Annotated in this window: 21 protein-coding genes; 19 read left to right on the top strand and 2 right to left on the bottom strand. The window is 35.8% G+C overall.

The annotated features are described in order from the left end of the window. Window positions 1-23: 23 nt before the first annotated feature. The 6 genes from LPC09_RS16820 to LPC09_RS16795 all read left to right on the top strand — a co-directional run bounded on the left by LPC09_RS16820 (window position 24) and on the right by LPC09_RS16795 (window position 4,646). Window positions 24-461: a BrxA/BrxB family bacilliredoxin gene (locus tag LPC09_RS16820; protein WP_098796058.1), complete on the top strand. Its 438-nt coding sequence runs from the start codon at window positions 24-26 to the stop codon at window positions 459-461. 270 nt (window positions 462-731) lie between these two features. Continuing rightward, window positions 732-1,523 carry a transporter substrate-binding domain-containing protein gene (locus tag LPC09_RS16815; RefSeq protein WP_231307860.1) on the top strand — a complete coding sequence of 264 codons (792 nt, stop codon included), beginning with the start codon at window positions 732-734 and terminating at the stop codon, window positions 1,521-1,523. Between the two features lie 106 nt (window positions 1,524-1,629). Beyond that, the gene (locus LPC09_RS16810; RefSeq protein WP_098796059.1) at window positions 1,630-2,292 is read left to right on the top strand and encodes an amino acid ABC transporter permease; all 663 of its coding nucleotides are present in this window, start codon (window positions 1,630-1,632) and stop codon (window positions 2,290-2,292) included. Then, window positions 2,285-3,007: an amino acid ABC transporter ATP-binding protein gene (locus LPC09_RS16805; protein WP_098796060.1), complete on the top strand. Its 723-nt coding sequence runs from the start codon at window positions 2,285-2,287 to the stop codon at window positions 3,005-3,007. The genes LPC09_RS16810 and LPC09_RS16805 overlap by 8 nt, the downstream gene beginning before the upstream one ends. Before the next feature lie 103 nt (window positions 3,008-3,110). Then, the gene (locus LPC09_RS16800) at window positions 3,111-4,094 is read left to right on the top strand and encodes an aromatic acid exporter family protein (RefSeq protein WP_098796061.1); all 984 of its coding nucleotides are present in this window, start codon (window positions 3,111-3,113) and stop codon (window positions 4,092-4,094) included. A 30-nt stretch (window positions 4,095-4,124) separates the two neighbouring features. After that, entirely contained in the window at window positions 4,125-4,646 is a 522-nt protein-coding gene (locus LPC09_RS16795) for a L,D-transpeptidase (protein ID WP_231307859.1), read from the top strand. A gap of 168 nt (window positions 4,647-4,814) precedes the next feature. Here the strand turns inward: LPC09_RS16795 and prli42 are convergent, their stop codons facing one another. Beyond that, window positions 4,815-4,907 (bottom strand): stressosome-associated protein Prli42, encoded by a 93-nt coding sequence (gene prli42 / locus LPC09_RS16790; RefSeq protein WP_176551009.1) that lies wholly within the window; start codon window positions 4,905-4,907, stop codon window positions 4,815-4,817. 163 nt (window positions 4,908-5,070) lie between these two features. Here prli42 and mce point away from each other — a divergent pair, with 163 nt between their 5' ends. The 4 genes from mce to LPC09_RS16770 all read left to right on the top strand — a co-directional run bounded on the left by mce (window position 5,071) and on the right by LPC09_RS16770 (window position 9,428). Next, window positions 5,071-5,493 (top strand): methylmalonyl-CoA epimerase, encoded by a 423-nt coding sequence (gene mce, locus LPC09_RS16785; RefSeq protein ID WP_442919994.1) that lies wholly within the window; start codon window positions 5,071-5,073, stop codon window positions 5,491-5,493. After that, entirely contained in the window at window positions 5,483-7,036 is a 1,554-nt protein-coding gene (locus LPC09_RS16780) for an acyl-CoA carboxylase subunit beta (protein WP_098796064.1), read from the top strand. The genes mce and LPC09_RS16780 overlap by 11 nt, the downstream gene beginning before the upstream one ends. A 22-nt stretch (window positions 7,037-7,058) precedes the next feature. Then, window positions 7,059-8,177, top strand: coding sequence for a M20/M25/M40 family metallo-hydrolase (locus LPC09_RS16775; RefSeq protein ID WP_098796065.1), 1,119 nt, complete (start codon window positions 7,059-7,061; stop codon window positions 8,175-8,177). A gap of 153 nt (window positions 8,178-8,330) precedes the next feature. Then, a complete protein-coding gene (locus tag LPC09_RS16770; protein WP_331275778.1) occupies window positions 8,331-9,428 on the top strand; it encodes a CAP domain-containing protein in 1,098 nt (365 codons plus the stop codon). Window positions 9,429-9,486: 58 nt separating this feature from the next. On the opposite strand, the gene LPC09_RS16765 is transcribed toward LPC09_RS16770, so the two are convergent. After that, on the bottom strand, window positions 9,487-9,948 hold the full coding sequence (locus LPC09_RS16765) for a BsuPI-related putative proteinase inhibitor (protein WP_098796066.1): 462 nt from the start codon (window positions 9,946-9,948) through the stop codon (window positions 9,487-9,489). Between the two features lie 462 nt (window positions 9,949-10,410). On the opposite strand from LPC09_RS16765, the gene LPC09_RS16760 reads away from it, so the two are divergent. The 9 genes from LPC09_RS16760 (at window position 10,411) to LPC09_RS16720 (ending at window position 17,358) form a co-directional block, all read left to right on the top strand. Further along, window positions 10,411-10,713 (top strand): urease subunit gamma, encoded by a 303-nt coding sequence (locus LPC09_RS16760; protein WP_121662699.1) that lies wholly within the window; start codon window positions 10,411-10,413, stop codon window positions 10,711-10,713. Between the two features lie 19 nt (window positions 10,714-10,732). Then, window positions 10,733-11,050: an urease subunit beta gene (locus LPC09_RS16755; RefSeq protein WP_098796068.1), complete on the top strand. Its 318-nt coding sequence runs from the start codon at window positions 10,733-10,735 to the stop codon at window positions 11,048-11,050. A 2-nt stretch (window positions 11,051-11,052) separates the two neighbouring features. Then, on the top strand, window positions 11,053-12,759 hold the full coding sequence (gene ureC, locus LPC09_RS16750) for an urease subunit alpha (protein WP_098796069.1): 1,707 nt from the start codon (window positions 11,053-11,055) through the stop codon (window positions 12,757-12,759). A gap of 9 nt (window positions 12,760-12,768) precedes the next feature. After that, window positions 12,769-13,215, top strand: coding sequence for an urease accessory protein UreE (ureE, locus tag LPC09_RS16745; protein ID WP_098796070.1), 447 nt, complete (start codon window positions 12,769-12,771; stop codon window positions 13,213-13,215). After that, on the top strand, window positions 13,208-13,894 hold the full coding sequence (locus LPC09_RS16740; protein ID WP_098796071.1) for an urease accessory protein UreF: 687 nt from the start codon (window positions 13,208-13,210) through the stop codon (window positions 13,892-13,894). The genes ureE and LPC09_RS16740 overlap by 8 nt, the downstream gene beginning before the upstream one ends. 27 nt (window positions 13,895-13,921) lie before the next feature. Beyond that, window positions 13,922-14,539: an urease accessory protein UreG gene (gene ureG, locus LPC09_RS16735; protein WP_098796072.1), complete on the top strand. Its 618-nt coding sequence runs from the start codon at window positions 13,922-13,924 to the stop codon at window positions 14,537-14,539. Then, window positions 14,536-15,348, top strand: a complete 813-nt coding sequence (locus LPC09_RS16730) for an urease accessory protein UreD (protein WP_231307857.1) — start codon at window positions 14,536-14,538, stop codon at window positions 15,346-15,348. Before ureG ends, LPC09_RS16730 begins: the two co-directional genes overlap by 4 nt. A gap of 140 nt (window positions 15,349-15,488) precedes the next feature. Next, window positions 15,489-15,956 carry a chemotaxis protein CheW gene (locus LPC09_RS16725; protein ID WP_231307856.1) on the top strand — a complete coding sequence of 156 codons (468 nt, stop codon included), beginning with the start codon at window positions 15,489-15,491 and terminating at the stop codon, window positions 15,954-15,956. 56 nt (window positions 15,957-16,012) lie between these two features. After that, window positions 16,013-17,358 (top strand): IS3 family transposase gene (locus LPC09_RS16720; protein WP_098799740.1). Its coding sequence is split into 2 segments (ribosomal slippage): window positions 16,013-16,469 and window positions 16,469-17,358, totalling 1,347 coding nucleotides; the frame shifts between segments, so codons are not numbered across the junction. Window positions 17,359-17,488 lie beyond the last annotated feature (130 nt).

Below are 17,488 nucleotides of genomic sequence, written 5' to 3'. Positions count from 1 at the left end.
AGAGAGTAAAGGAGAGATTTTCTTTGAACATGGATTTTAATTTATTTATGAATGATATTGTGCAACAAGCACGTAAAGAGATTGTTGCTGCAGGCTATACTGAGCTAAAAACACCTGAAGAAGTGGAAGATGTTCTTAATAAACAAGGTACAACACTTGTTATGGTAAACAGTGTGTGTGGATGTGCTGGAGGAATTGCACGACCTGCTGCTGCTCATGCTATTCACTATGACAAGCGTCCAGATCAATTAGTAACTGTTTTTGCTGGACAAGATAAAGAAGCGACAGCACGTGCGCGTGAAATGTTCACAGGCTATCCCCCATCTTCACCTTCGTTTGCATTATTAAAAGATGGTAAACTATTAACAATGGTTGAACGCCATGAAATTGAAGGACATGACCCAATGAGTGTTGTTGGCAAACTTCAATCTGCTTTTGATGAATATTGTGAGGAAGTATAAAATTAGATAACGAGAAAAACTACACCGACCAATGCTATTTCAGCATCGAGAGGTGTAGTTTTTTTGTTAGAAAAATATTATTGCTTTAACTTAAATATACGACTTATATATTTTTTCAGAAAAGTATTAATTAACAGAAAAATTTTATAATTACATTTTTATAAATTATGATTGCATAAATATAAACCTGTGTTAAAATACAAAATATCGAATAAATATTACATGATATTTATAAAAACTAGGAGATACTTATTATAGGAGGAAACTATCATGAAGAAATTATCATTATTCATTATAAGTATTTTAATGATTGGTTTATTAGCAGCTTGCGGTACGGCAACAGAAGAAGGTAATGAAACATCAGGATCTGAAGGAGATAGCAAAAAAGTCTTAAAAATGGCAACGTCTGCTGATTACCCGCCATTTGAATATATTGATACAGCAAAAGGTAGCGACATTATTGGATTTGATATTGATTTGGTTAATGCTTTAGCAGAAAAAACAGGTTATGAAGTCGAAGTTCAAGATATGGATTTTAATAGTTTAATTCCAGCTCTACAAGCAAAGCAAATTGATTTAGTTTTAGCAGGAATGACACCTACACCTGAACGTGCGGAGAACGTTGATTTTACAGACATTTATTATACAGCTAATCATATGATTGTTTCATTAAAGGATAATGAAGTAAAAAGTGTTGAAGAACTAGATGGAAAAACAGTTGGTGTACAACTAGGTTCAATTCAAGAAGAAAAGGCAGCGGAAATGGCGGAGCAAGTTTCACTCAAGGTGGAAAACCGCAATAAAATTTCTGAGCTAATTCAGGAATTAAAATCAGGTCGTATTGACGCAGCCGTTATTGAAGATACAGTTGCAGCTGGATATTTTGATAAAGATGATCAGTTAGCTGGATTTACACTTGATTCAAGTGAGGAAGCAGGTTCAGCGATTGCCTTCCAAAAAGGTAGCGAGTATACAGAAGAGTTTAATAAGGCACTAAATGAGATGAAAGAAAACGGTGAACTTGATGAATTAATTATCAAGTGGTTCGGTGGCAAAGAATAAGGTGAAAACCTTACTAGAAGAGGCTAACTCAGAAGGAAATTCCTTTGGTTTGAGTCAGCCTCTTTTCATTCGTAGATCATTGTTAACTGAAAGGAGTTGAATGGATATGGACTTGGATTTTTTTGCTTCTATTGTCCCATCTATACCTTTTATATTAGAAGGAATATTAGTCACATTAAAAATTGTTGTTTTATCTTTATTGCTTGGTTTTGCTTGGGGGATTGTTCTTGCATTATTTAAGATAAGCCGTATTAAACCTTTAATGTGGATTGCTGATGCATATACATCAATCTTTAGAGGAACACCACTAGTCTTACAATTGCTTATTATTTATTTTGGTTTGCCGCAGATCCTAGGTTTTCCGATTGATCCGTATCCGGCTGCAGTTGCTGCCTTTACATTAAATTCAGGTGCCTATATATCTGAAATAATTCGTGCAGGAATTAACGCGATTGATAAAGGTCAGCAAGAGGCTTCAATGGCTTTAGGTATTCCTTATTCAAAAATGATGAAGGATATTATTCTACCTCAAGCATTTAAAAATATTTTACCAGCATTAATGAACGAATTTATCACGTTAACGAAAGAGTCGGCAATTGTAACAGTTATTGGAGTGCAAGATATTATGAGACGAGCTTACCAAGTAGGTGCGGATTCATATAATTACTTTGCACCGTTACTTTTTGCCGGATTGATTTATTATATTTTAGTTATGTTCTTAACTCTTCTTGGTAAAGGACTAGAAGGGAGAATGAAACGAAGTGATTAAGATTGAAAATCTTCATAAATCATATGGTAATCTAGAAGTATTAAAGGGTATTTCTACTACTATTACAGCTGGTGAAGTAATTGCCATTATTGGTCCTTCCGGGTCAGGAAAATCAACATTTTTACGTTGTTTAAATTTACTTGAAAAACCGACAGAAGGTAGTGTATGGATAAATGATAGTGAATTAACACATCCGAAAACAGACATTGCCAAGGTGAGGCAAAATGTTGGGATGGTGTTTCAGCATTTTCATTTATTTCCACATAAGACGGTGCTTGATAACTTAACATATGCACCGATTACTGTTAAAGGTCTTTCGAAAAATGAGGCAGAAGAACAAGCGAAAACCTTGTTAAACAAAGTAGGTCTTCTTGAGAAGGCAAATGAATACCCGAATCGTTTATCAGGTGGACAAAAACAAAGGGTTGCCATTGCTAGGGCACTAGCGATGAATCCAGATGTTATGCTTTTTGATGAGCCTACATCTGCTCTAGACCCTGAAATGGTCAAAGAAGTATTAGAAGTTATGAAAGATTTGGCTCAAACGGGTATGACCATGGCAATTGTGACACATGAAATGGGGTTTGCGAAGGAAGTTGCAGATCGTGTTCTTTTCTTAGACGGAGGCCTGCTAGTGGAAGATGCAGCGCCAAGCGATTTCTTTACCGCTCCTAAAACTAAGCGTGCTCAAGATTTTCTTGAAAAGATGCTCTAATAGATATCATAAAAAGATGATCTTAAATTGATCATCTTTTTTCGTTTTTTTAAAGTAAATAGTGTAAACTATTGTTCATAATGGAGTTTTAAGGAGATTATCTATGTTTAAGATTGGCTATCGTACAGCTAAAACGGCACTTGGAACAACTCTTGCTATTATGCTCGCACAATTTTTAGGTTTAGACAATTATACCTCTGCAGGAATTATTACAATTCTATGTATACAGGTAACAAAGAAGAAATCTTTAAAAAGTTCTTGGGCACGCTTTCTTGCCTGTTTAATAGCAATGATATTTTCTTTTGTCTTTTTTGAAGGTATTGCATATCATCCGTTAGTGATAGGAGTTCTTTTGTTATTTTTTATTCCAACAACTGTTGTTGTAAAGGCGACTGAAGGTATCGTGACAAGCACTGTTGTTATTTTTCACCTATTCAGTGAAGAACAAATAACACTTGAAATTATCGGAAATGAATTATCAATCGTTGTAATAGGAATTGGGATGGCTCTTATTATGAATTTATATATGCCTAGTGTAGAGAAAAAATTAAAAAATTTACAAATTGAAATTGAAGAAAATTTGGTCATTATCTTTCAAGAAATTGAATGCTATTTAACAGAAAAAGATCAAAAATGGGATGGAAAGGAAATCACTAAAACAGCAAAGCTTATAGATGAGGCGAAAACAATCGCATTTCGAGATGTTGAAAATCATTTCTTACGCCATGAGAATTCGTATTATCATTATTTCAAAATGAGAGAAAAACAATTTGAGATCATCGAGCGAGTCATTCCGATTGTTACATCAATACATATTGCTATTGAACAAAGTAGAATGATTGCCGACTTTTTACATGAATTAAGTTTAAATATTCATCCAGGAAATACGGCAAATAAATTTCTTAACCAACTACAAGAAATGAAAAGGTCTTTTGAGGAAATGGATTTGCCAAAAACAAGGGAAGAGTTTGAAGCAAGAGCAGCTTTACTGCATTTTATTAAAGAAATGGAGCAGTATTTAGTTATAAAAAGTCAATTTAAAGGGATGGAGCCTAACCGAAGATTGCATGGAATAAAAGCAACCTGAACATATTAAAAGAAAAAGGACGGTGATTTTTTGAAAGCATTGTTACTTTTTCTATTTATTATTCATTCACCATTCTGGCCTATAGGAGATAATCCATTACCCGGTGATCCTTTTATTATCATTAATAAACAATCAAATGAATTGGCCTTTATCAATGAAAATGAAATAAAGGAAATTCATCATGTGGCAACAGGAAAATCGAAAGAACTTACACCTGAAGGTAAATTTACAATAACAGTCAAGGCAGTGGACCCTTATTTTCGAAAAAAAGATATACCCGGAGGAGATCCAAAAAATCCTCTTGGGACAAGATGGATTGGTTTTGATGCTGAGGATACGGATGGACGAACATTTGGAATTCATGGTACAAATAACAAAGAGTCTATTGGACACTATGTGACTCAAGGTTGTGTTAGAATGCGCAACGAAGAAGTTGAATCTTTTTATGAAAAAGTTCCTTTAGGCACAAAAGTGTTTATTACTAATACAGAAGAATCATTTCAGGACCTAGCAGAAAAACACGGTGCAATAACAAAAGAGTCTGAAAGATAAGGTTTTACCTTTCTTTCAGACTCTTTTGTTGTTTTTTCAACATCAATTTTGATCATAGAACATGAATCATCGAATCAAAACATAAATATCTTTTACAATTATTGAAACGAGGTAATGTTTAAAAAGTAACAGATACATTACCCTGTAGGTATCAAATACTCTCTTGCATTAAAACCAAGCTGATAAACCAGCAAGTAAAGTTGTGATAAGCATAACGCCGATCATTAAATAAACGACAACTTTTTGTGTTTTACGTGACATATTTCTTCACTCCTTGTACGTATATTCTATCGTGAAAGTTTCATTTGGACAACAGTTAAAATGTGAAAGAATTTCGTCAAAAAAAGAGGGATTCCTTTATTGAAAAGAGAAGAAATATTATATCTTGATAGCGTTTTCATCATAAGGTGGGGAGAGATGAGTGTTGATAAACAAAGTTGATCATATTGGAATTGCCGTACATTCAATAGAAGATGCATTAACATTCTATAGAGACGTTTTGCAACTTAGATTAATAGGTGTTGAGGAGGTTCCGAAACAACAAGTAAAAGTAGCCTTCCTAAAAGCTGGAGAAACAAAAATCGAATTGTTAGAGCCGATGTCTGAGGAATGTACAATTGCCAAATTTCTCTTGAAAAAGGGCGAGGGAATTCACCATATTGCATTAGGGGTAAATGATATAAATGCTCGTTTAAAGGAATTAAAGGAAAATGGAATTCCACTTATTGATGAAAATGTGCGAAGTGGTGCAGCTAATTCAAATATTGCGTTTATTCACCCATCGGCAGGAAATCGCGTGTTGGTTGAGTTATGTGAAAAAAAGAGGGGTGAACATAATGAATCATGATATTTATGAAAAAATTAACGAATTATATGAAAGAAGACGAGAGGTAGAGTTAGGTGGTGGTGATGAGAAAGTAGCTAAACAACACGAAAAAGGAAAATTAACCGCCCGAGAAAGAATAGATATATTACTTGATCCTGGTTCTTTTGTTGAAATCAATCCTTTTATCCAACATCGTTGTAACGATTTCGGCTTATCAGAAAAAAATGGTCCTGGTGATGGTGTTGTAACAGGTTATGGTAAAGTGAATGGAAAACCAATTTACCTGTTTTCTCAAGACTTTACTGTTTTTGGTGGAGCTCTAGGTGAAATGCATGCGATGAAGGTTGCGGCTGTTATGGATTTGGCTGCAAAAAATGGTACTCCTTTTGTTGGACTAAATGACTCTGGCGGTGCTAGAATTCAAGAGGGTGTGGTATCATTAGATGGCTATGGCCAAATCTTTTACCGTAACACAATTTATTCCGGTGTTATTCCTCAAATTTCTGTCATATTGGGACCGTGTGCAGGAGGTGCTGTTTATTCACCGGCTATCACGGATTTTGTTTTTATGGTCGAAAAAACAAGCCAAATGTTTATTACAGGTCCAAAAGTAATTGAAACCGTAACAGGAGAGAAAATAAGTTCAGAGGATTTAGGTGGTGCAAAAGTACATAATACAATTAGCGGAAATGCTCATTTTTCAGGCTCTACTGAAGAAGATGTCCTTTTACAAGTACGGAACTTATTAAGTTATTTACCGCAAAATAATGAAGAAAAGCCACCTGTCACCTCTGTGCCTGATTCAGATGATTACAGACCTGATTTAACAGAATGTATTCCTTTTGATGCCGTAAGACCATATGATGTGAGAACGGTAATTAATCAGGTTGTTGATGAACAATCATTTTTAGAAGTTCAGAAAGAATTTGCAAAAAACATTGTGATTGGATTAGCTAGGATTAAGGGAGAGGTTGTTGGTTTAGTTTGCAATCAACCGAAATATATGGCCGGCGGTTTAGATATCGATTCTTCTGACAAAGCAGCAAGATTTATACGTTTTTGTGATTCTTTTCAAATACCGCTCATTACATTTGAGGATGTGACTGGATTTTTCCCGGGAATTAAACAAGAACACGGAGGAATTATTCGTCATGGTGCCAAAATACTATTTGCTTATTCCGAGGCAACTGTTCCTAAAATAACAGTTATCTTAAGAAAAGCATACGGAGGTGCTTATGTAGCACTCAATAGTAAATCAATTGGAGCTGATCTTGTATATGCATGGCCAAATGCGGAAATTGCTGTTATGGGACCACAAGGAGCTGCGAATATCATCTTTGCTAAAGAAATTCAGGAAAGTCTTAATCCGGAGCAAACAAGGGCCGAGAAAATTGAGGAATATCGAAAAAAGTTCGCTAATCCATATGTTGCCGCAAGCCAAGGCATGGTGGATGATGTGATTGATCCTAGGGATACAAGGATTAAACTTACGCAGGCTTTGGAAATGCTAAGAACAAAAAAAGAAAATAGACCAGCAAAAAAACATGGGAATATTCCCCTTTAATACGTAGGAGGAAATGAATTTTATGATTAATAAACAACGTTTATTAGACGAGTTCCTTGAATTGGTTCAAGTTGACTCAGAAACAAAATATGAAGCAGAGATAGCAAAAGTACTAAAAAAGAAGTTTTCCGATCTGGGTTTATACGTTGTTGAAGATGATACAACAGCTGTAACAGGTCATGGAGCTGGAAACCTTATTTGTACATTAGAAGCGACTAAAGAAAATGTTGATCCTATTTATTTTACTTCCCACATGGATACTGTAGTACCTGGTAAGGGGATAAAGCCAAGTATCAAAGGTGGTTATGTGGTGACAGATGGAACTACTATACTTGGTGCAGATGATAAGGCAGGTTTAGCAGCTATGCTTGAAGCGATTAGAACCTTAAAAGAACAAAACATTCAGCATGGAAAAATAGAATTTATCATAACAGCCGGAGAGGAATCAGGTTTAGTGGGAGCTAAAGCGTTGGATCCGAGTTTAATGACAGCAAAGTTTGGTTACGCGCTTGATAGTGATGGTAAAGTTGGGACAATTATTGTAGCAGCTCCAACACAAGCTAAAGTTAAGGCAACAATTTATGGGAAAACAGCACATGCTGGTGTAGCTCCTGAAAAAGGTGTTTCGGCGATTACAATTGCTGCAAAGGCAATTGCAAAAATGCCTTTAGGAAGAATTGATCATGAAACAACTGCCAATATAGGACGTTTTGAAGGGGGTACACAAACAAATATCGTGTGTGATTTAGTACATATCCTAGCAGAAGCCCGTTCTCTAGTGCCGGAAAAGATGGAAGAACAAGTAAAGAAAATGAAAGAAGCTTTCGAAAGTGTTTCCAAAGAGATGGGTGGAAGTGCAGAAGTTGATATTGAGGTTATGTATCCAGGGTTTAAATTTGGTGACGGAGATCATGTTGTGGAAGTTGCGAAACGTGCTGCAGCAAGAATCGGTCGTAACAGTGAACTGCAAACAAGTGGCGGTGGTAGTGATGCAAACGTAATCGCTGGTAATGGAATTCCAACAGTCAACTTAGCAGTAGGTTATGAAGAAATTCATACAACAAACGAAAAAATGCCAATTGAGGAACTTGAAAAAACAGCTGAACTTGTTTTAGCTGTTATTCAAGAAGTGGCTCAGTAATGCGTAGCGCTTGGATTATTCCAAGCGCTTTTTGGTGTTTATTCCCCAAAAGTGAATCTCTCTCCAAATAACTTGATTATTACCATCAATAGATTTCAAAAAATTAAAGAAAATAAGAAGGTACCTAATCAAATATTTAAGGAGGGGTTTGCATTGATAAAGAAAAAGCTTGGATTGATTACTACGAGTGCTTTAGTTGTTGGGTTAGTCGCATGTAACAATAACGAAGGTGCTTTCGAAACAGATAACAGAACAAATACAATGGATGTTGCAGAGAATGTAAATTATAACGGACGAACAAGTTATGGACCTTTTACGAGGGATATAAATACACTTGACAGAGTAGATAATAATCGTTTTAGAACAACAAATCCTGATAATAACATCAAAGATAATGATTACGAACTAGTTACTGATCGTTTCATGGGAAATAAGGATCCGAATGGAATGACAATATCAAGTTCGAAAACAGATCTTTCGAGTGATAAATATCCACATACAAAGGCTATTGCTGTTCAAGAAGCAAAATATAAATTTATTAAAGCGAATTCCAATGAAGATGCTGAAAAACAAGCTCGTCAGTTTATTGAACAACAAAAGCAACAAGCGCAGCAAAAAGCTAATCAATTAGCGCAACGTTATACTGGACAGGCAAACCAGCAACAAGCTCAGCAGCAAGCTGCAAATCAGCAACAAGCACAAACAAAACAACAGGCAGATGCTCAACAAAATAATCAAGCAACAAACCAACAACCAGCACAACAACAGGCACCAGCTCAACAAGAGCAAGCAAAAGCGCCAGCGCAACAACAGACACCAGCTAAACAAGAACAAGCAAAAGCACCTGCTGAAAACCAACAGCCAGCACAAGGTGTTAATCAGGCTGTTCAGCAGGTTATTGACTTAACAAATGCAGAACGACGTAAAAATGGGTTACCTGATTTAAAAGCAGACACACAACTGAATGGCGTAGCTCAAAAGAAGTCGGAAGACATGAGACAAAATAATTATTTCTCACATACTAGCCCAACATATGGTTCGCCATTTGATATGATGAGGGATTTTGGAGTAACATATAAGACTGCTGGTGAAAATATCGCACAAGGTCAACGAACGCCACAAGAAGTTGTCCAAGCTTGGATGAATAGTGAAGGACATAGAAAGAATATTTTAAGTAAAGATTTTACGCACATTGGGATTGGATATGATTCAAATGGTCATCATTGGACACAAATGTTTGTAGGAAGATAAAATTTCTATTTTTTAACCAAAGAGATGAGTCTGTTTTACTACTGACTTATCTCCTTGGTTATTCAAGTGTAAACTCTTTAGTGATTTTAAAAGATGCCCCTTCCTCAGGAGTCATCCATGCAGTTAAAATATATTCTCCTTTTTGAAGATTTAACTCAGTCAAGTTGATTTTATATTGAAATTCTTCTCCAGGTGCAATAGTCTCTTCTCCTAATGCTGCAAGAAAGGAGGCTGTACTTGAATAAAGGAATAACTCCTGACCTTCCTTAGTTGATACAGAATAATCAACTCTTTGTGAGCTGGTAAATTCCAAAGTAATTGTTTCCTGCGTTTGATTTTTAACTATATATTTGTATTGAAGTGGACTAATTTCGATTATGCTTGATACCATATCACCTGCAACAATATCCAGATCACTTTCAGAATTATTACCTCCTTCTTGTTGATTCTCACTTGTATGACCATTCCCACAACCAAATAGTATTAACATGGTTATTAATAAACTAATGATAGCTCTCAATATCTACACCTACCTTTTATCGCTTTTTATATTTGTCGTTTTTCCAATAGAAAAGTTACAAAAAAATCTTATTTTATTTGTTTAGTTCAGATAATGTTTTATAAAAATATATAACTGAATTTTTGAAAAAATCATTGTATAACAATGGAAATTATGTATAATGAGAAGTATAAATCATGTTAACTTTTCTTACATGTATAGTAATTAATTATGATGTAACTGTTAGTGATTTATTATTCTTATGTTTAGTGTGAGTAAATGTATCAGAGGAACCTGAAGAAGAGGAGGTAAGTTGTAAGCAAGACCAGAAAAGTACTATATTTCCCCCTAATAATATAGAGTTTGTTTCTCTGGTCTTGCTTAATTCTTATCTCCCACTAATGCTTTAGAATTTAAAGTTTTTGATGAAGTAAATGTTTGAAGATATTACAAAGCATTTAGAGGTTTAGGAGGAAAACGATAATGAAACTTACTTCTCGTGAGCAGGAAAAGCTCATGATTGTTGTTGCAGCGGATTTAGCTAGAAGAAGACAAAATAGAGGCCTAAAGCTGAACTATCCTGAAGCTATTGCGATCTTAACCTACGAGGTGTTAGAAGGTGCAAGAGATGGAAAGTCTGTTTCAGAACTCATGCAATATGGAAAACACATATTATCCCGAGAAGATGTTATGGAGGGAGTACCTGAGATGATTCATGACATCCAAGTAGAGGCAACATTTCCTGATGGAACAAAATTAGTAACGGTTCATGAGCCGATTTCATGATACGAAAAGAGGGTGAAGAATGGTACCAGGACAATTAAGGTTAAAAAATGAGCCGATTATTTGTAATGTAAACAAACAGCCAACACAACTTGAAGTCGTTAATAATGGGGATCGGCCTGTACAAATTGGCTCCCACTTTCATTTTTACGAGGTTAATAGATCACTTGAGTTTGATAGAGAAAAAGCTTTTGGAAGAAGATTAAATATTCCAGCGGGTACAGCGGTCCGTTTTGAACCAGGAGATCAAAAAGTAATAGAGCTTATCCCATTTTCAGGTGAAAGAAGAATATATGGTCTTAACAATTTAACAAATGATGCACTGGATAAAGGAGTGTAACGATGAGTTTTCGAATGTCAAGACATCAGTACGCAGATATGTTTGGTCCGACAGTTGGTGATCAGGTGAGGCTTGGAGATACCGAACTATTTATTGAAGTTGAGAAAGATTACACCACATATGGTGATGAAGTTAAATTCGGTGGAGGTAAAGTTATTAGGGATGGCATGGGCCAGCATCCTTTGGCAACAAGAAAAGACGCTGTAGATCTTGTTGTGACAAATGCGCTAATTCTTGATTATACAGGAATTTATAAAGCTGACATTGGTATAAAAGAAGGAATCATTACATGTATTGGAAAAGCGGGTAATCCTCTAATTATGGACTCTGTGGACATTGTGATCGGGGCTTCAACTGAGGTAATTGCAGCTGAAGGGATGATTGTTACGGCTGGAGGAATAGATGCACATATCCATTTTATTTGTCCACAGCAAGTTCGCACCGCTATTGAATCGGGTGTTACAACGATGATAGGAGGAGGTACAGGTCCGGCTACAGGAACAAATGCTACAACTTGTACACCTGGAGCATGGAATATTCATCAAATGCTCAAGTCAGCTGAAGAATTTCCTGTTAATTTAGGATTTCTCGGCAAAGGAAACGCTTCTAATGAAGAAGCTTTAGCAGAGCAGATTGAAGCAGGGGCAATTGGATTAAAGCTCCATGAAGATTGGGGTACAACAACATCAAATATTGATAAAGCGTTAGATGTTGCTGATAAATACGATATTCAGATTGCGATCCACAGCGATACGTTAAACGAAGGTGGCTTTGTGGAGGATACCTTAAATGCGATTGACGGGCGTGTTATTCATACATACCATACGGAAGGTGCAGGTGGAGGTCACGCCCCTGATATTATCAAAGCTGCTTCTTACCCAAATATACTTCCTTCATCAACGAATCCAACGAGACCATACACGGTTAATACGATTGCTGAGCATTTAGATATGCTGATGGTGTGTCATCATTTAGATCCATCTGTACCAGAAGATTTGGCCTTTGCAGATTCTCGTATTCGAAAGGAAACAATTGCAGCAGAAGATATTCTTCATGATTTAGGTGTGTTTAGCATGATCAGTTCCGATTCACAAGCGATGGGAAGAGTCGGTGAAGTTATTTCAAGAACATGGCAAACAGCTGATAAGATGAAGCGTCAACGTGGTGAATTAATCACTGGAGAAGAAAACGATAATGCTAGAGCCAAAAGATATGTTGCCAAATACACGATAAATCCAGCAATAACCCATGGTATCTCAGATTATGTGGGATCCATTGAAGTAGGGAAGCTAGCTGATTTTGTTTTGTGGGATCCAGCCTTCTTCGGGGCTAAGCCAGAGTTGGTAGTAAAGGGAGGAATGATTGCGTGGAGTGTAATGGGAGACCCAAATGCGTCAATTCCAACTCCACAGCCAGCCTTGTATCGGCCAATGTTTGCAAGCTTTGGAAAGGCGAAATATTCGACAAGCATGACGTTTTTATCTAAGGCAGCGTATGAGCAGGGAGTAAATAAAAAATTAGGATTACAAAAGAAAATTGGAATTGTAAAGAATATTCGTCAATTAAAGAAAAGTGATATGAAATTAAATGGAGAAACACCTGTAATTGAGGTCGATCCACAAACCTATGAAGTTACGGTTGATGGTCAACTGATTACGTGTGAACCAGATAACAAGGTACCTTTAGCTCAACGATATTTTTTATTTTGAGGTGAGAAAATGATTATTGAAAAAGTAGTAGGAAATGTAAAAGATTTAGAAAAAGCTCCACATCATGTTGAGCGTGTTTACTTAAGGAGTGATGATTTAGTTAAGAAGATTCAACGTGTGAAAACAGATCATGGAAATGAACTTGGAATCCGTCTTAAAGATGTAAAAGAATTAATGGATGGAGATATTTTATTTCAGGATGAGAAGAATTCAATAGTTATAAGTGTCATTGAAGATGATGTTATTGTCATTAAACCAACTAGCATCCTACAAATGGGCGAGATTGCCCATCAATTAGGAAATCGACATTTACCAGCTCAATTTGAAGGTAATGAGATGATTGTTCAGTATGACTATTTAGTAGAGCGATTGCTAGAGGAATTAGCAGTTCCATATGCTAGGGAAAATAGAAAAATGAATCAAGCCTTTAAACATATCGGACATTCACATGACTAATCACTTGTTCCAATTGCTGCAAATCTGTGATTCGAATTTTCCATCTGGAGCATTTTCTCACTCTTTTGGATTAGAAACGTATATTCAAGAGGGTAAAGTGGTGGATAAAAAAACATTTTTGGTAGCTCTTAAACAGTTTCTTCAAACTCAATTTGTTTTTACAGATGGTTTAGCATGCCGACTAGCCTTTGAATATTTACAAGATAATCGATTGGATTCAATTTGGCAACTAGATCATGAACTTTTTGCCCTTGCCATGGCTAAAGAAACGCGAGAAGGAAATCGTCGAATTGGTCGGCAAATGGTCAAAGTCATGAATGAGCTGTTTCCAAATAAGCAGCTAAAAACGTATCAAATAAAAATAAAAGAAAAGGAAGCTCATGGCCACAGTTCGATCGTTTTTGCATTTGTTTGTCAAGGTCTAGATATAGAGGTAGAGACTACTTTGTCTACTTATCTCTTTGCAACAACTACAACACTCGTTCAAAACGCAGTAAGAGGAATTCCCATTGGACAAACTGATGGACAAAAAATTTTAGTTGAAATACAACCGTTCTTGAATCAGATTGTCAAACAAATAATGAGTCTTGATGAAGAACAGCTTGGTGCAGGGGCACCGGGTTTGGAAATTGCTCAGATGTTACATGAGCAGCTTTCAGTACGTTTGTTTATGTCATAGTTCAAAGATAGGAAAGGATGAAATAAGATGAGTGAACCAATTAAAATCGGTATCGGAGGACCTGTAGGTGCAGGAAAAACTTTATTAGTAGACAAATTAACAAGGGCGTTAATGGATGAGCTTGAGGTTGCGGTCATTACAAATGATATCTACACAAAAGAAGATGCCCAGTTTCTCATTAGAAACGGTGCTTTACCAGAAGATCGAATTATTGGTGTTGAAACAGGTGGATGCCCTCATACTGCCATTCGAGAAGATGCCTCAATGAATTTTGCGGCAATAGATGAATTAAATGAGCGTCACCCGAATCTTGACCTTATTTTTGTAGAAAGTGGTGGAGATAATCTTGCGGCAACGTTCAGTCCGGAGCTAGTAGATTTTTCTATCTATATTATTGATGTTGCACAAGGGGAAAAAATTCCTCGAAAAGGTGGTCAAGGGATGATCAAATCTGACTTGTTTATTATTAATAAAATAGATTTAGCACCATATGTTGGGGCTGATCTAGAAATTATGAGAAAAGACACACTATCATCAAGAGGAGACCGTCCTTATATTTTCACAAATCTTAAAGATGGAACAGGTGTTAATGACGTGGTGGATTGGATTCGTAAGGAAGCATTTTTGGTTGGTCTTGAAGCATGACTTATACAGGGTACCTTCAGCTTGAGGTAGAGAAAAAACAAAATAGGTCGGTGATTAGTAATAGTTTTTTTGATGGAGTGTTGAAAATAACACGTCCGACCTATCTGCCTGAAGGTCTGCCTCTTTTAACACTTATTCATGTTGGTGGTGGGTATGTTGACGGTGACTCCTATAAAACAGAGGTAGTAGTAAGTGAAGGAGCAAAACTAGCTTTAACTACACAAGCTTCTACAAAGATTTATAAGTCGCCTCGATTAGGCGTAACCCAATACATGGATTATTTTTTGAAAAATAATAGTGAGTTATATGTGAAACAAGATTCGTTAATTCCCTATAAGGATGCTAATTTTTCACAACAAACAAATGTGTATATGGACTCAAACTCAATCTTTTATTTTACAGATATTATCACACCTGGGTGGTCTGAAGATGGAAAGCTTTTTCAATATGAAAAGGTGGCTTCAAAAATGAAAATCTTTATTGATGACAAGCTTCAGGTATTTGACCATCAATTGTTAGTTCCGAATCAAAATCTTCATCAATTCATGCAACTTGAAGGATATACTCATATAGGTACGTTGTTTATGATTCATCCTCATGTAAGTGAAACGGTAATAGAGAAAATAAGAGAAGCTTTATCTTCTTCAATAGATGCTAGATTTGGAATAAGCTTACTTAATGTTCCGGGCTTAGCATTAAGAGTATTAGCAAATAGTACACCTGCTATTGAAATGATTTTTAATATGTGTGAAACTGTACTCCGTAAAGACTTAGATGAAAAAGAAATGATAGAATGGAGAAAATGGTAATAGATTAGAGGGAACGCTATGATGCTTCTAGTTTCTTCTGTATCCTTTTACATAAGATCATCTTCCAAAAGCCTGGTTTTCATAGTATGATAGTCTTAGTTAGTAAGAAACCTCAGGGAATTTATGGAGGAGATTATAAGATGGATATTTCGAAAGTTGTTGTTTTTAAAACAAGGGATGAAGAATACGGAATGCCAATTGAACACGTGATTTCTATAGAAAAGCTTGAAGATATCAATGTTATCCCGAATATGCCTTATTATATGAAGGGTGTTGTAAAGGTTAGAGGAGAGTTGATTCCTGTTTTAGATACTCATCAAATCTTCCATCGTCAACAAATGACAATGGATGAAGATGTAAAATTAATTGTTATTCAATCAGATGAAATATCTGCAGCTCTAATCGTTAAAGAGGCCAAGGAAATCTTAGATATTCAAGAGGATCAGTTAAAATCCATTAGCATCGGAGCCTTTCAAGCTACAAAATACTTTGAAGCAGTGGCTAGTTTGGAAGATCGCTTAATAACGATTATTAACCCAACACTTCTTTTCGCGAGTCTAGAAAACTTTGCTGTAGTCAAAGAAGGAATGTTGAGTCACCAATCATAATGAACTGCACCCCAATTGTTAGACACACATCTAACAATTGGAGGTGCAGTTTTTATATGTCTAAATTTAATATAGAGGAAAAAATAGAAGCAATTATACGTTATCAACAAGGATTCGAGGGGGTAAAAACAATTGCGAAATCCATAGGAGTAGATCATACTGTCTTATTAAATTGGATTAAACAATATGAATATCATGGTGAAAGTGCCTTTAAAAAACCCTATACATCCTACACAACAGAGTTTAAACTAGACGTACTAAATTATATAAAAGAGACAGGGACGTCTATAAGGGAAACGGCTGCAATTTTTAACATCGCAACACATAGTACCATTCAAAATTGGCTAAAAAGTTTCGAATCACTTGGAATAGATGCCCTAAAACCAACACAAAAGGGGCGTCCATCCATGAAAAAAGAAACAAAGAAACCTAAGTCAGTCGAAGAGTCTGAAGCGTTACGAGCTGAAAATGAGCGTTTACGTATGGAAAATGCATATTTAAAAAAGTTACAAGCCTTAATTCAAGAAAAGGAAAAATTACAGAAGAAAACAAAGCGCAAATAATATATGAATTAAGGCATGAATTTAAAGTAATTGATCTAGTAAAGGTCGCTGGAATTGCGCGTAGTACGTATTACTATTGGGTAAAACAAATGGATCGTCCAGATAAGTATAAGGAAACTAAAGAGTTGATTCAGGGGATTTTTGATGAACATCAAGGACGATATGGATACCGCCGCATTACATTGGAATTACGTAATCGGGGATTAAAAATAAATCATAAGACAGTGAGACGATTGATGAATAAAATGGGATTAAAATGTCTCGTGCGTATGAAAAAATATCAATCTTACCGCGGAAATATTGGGAAAGTAGCTCCTAATATTTTAGAACGTGATTTTAAAGCATCAAAGCCAAATGAGAAGTTGGTAACAGATGTGACAGAATTCCACCTTCATGGAGAGAAGTTATATTTATCCCCCATTTTAGATTTATACAACGGGGAAATCATCGCTTATAACATAGAAAAACGTCCTGTTTATCGCCTGGTATCAGAGATGTTGGATAAAGCTTTTAGCCGACTAAATGAGGGAGACACTCCTATTTTGCATTCCGACCAAGGCTGGCATTATCGCATGAAGCATTATCAACACGCCTTAAAAGAAAAAGGAATCATACAGAGTATGTCCCGAAAAGGGAATTGCCTAGATAACGCAGTCATGGAGAATTTCTTTGGCTTATTAAAGTCTGAATTACTGTACTTAAAAGAATTTGAGAGTATGGAGCATTTCAAACTAGAATTAGAGAATTATATATATTACTATAACCACAAACGGATTAAGGCAAAATTAAAAGGCATGAGTCCGGTACAGTACCGAATTCATGCCCAAGTAGCAGCCTAAGCTTCTATGTCTAACTTTTTGGGTTCAGTTCATAATTGGTGGCTTTTTTATTTTTTAATATAAGGAAAAGAGAAAAAGAAAACTTCAAATGAGCATGCTCATACATAAGAATGGTAAACTAATGATAATG

Source organism: Metabacillus sp. B2-18 (genome assembly GCF_021117275.1).
Classification (GTDB): Bacteria; Bacillota; Bacilli; order Bacillales; family Bacillaceae; genus Metabacillus.
This window is presented reverse-complemented; position numbering and strand designations above follow the sequence as displayed.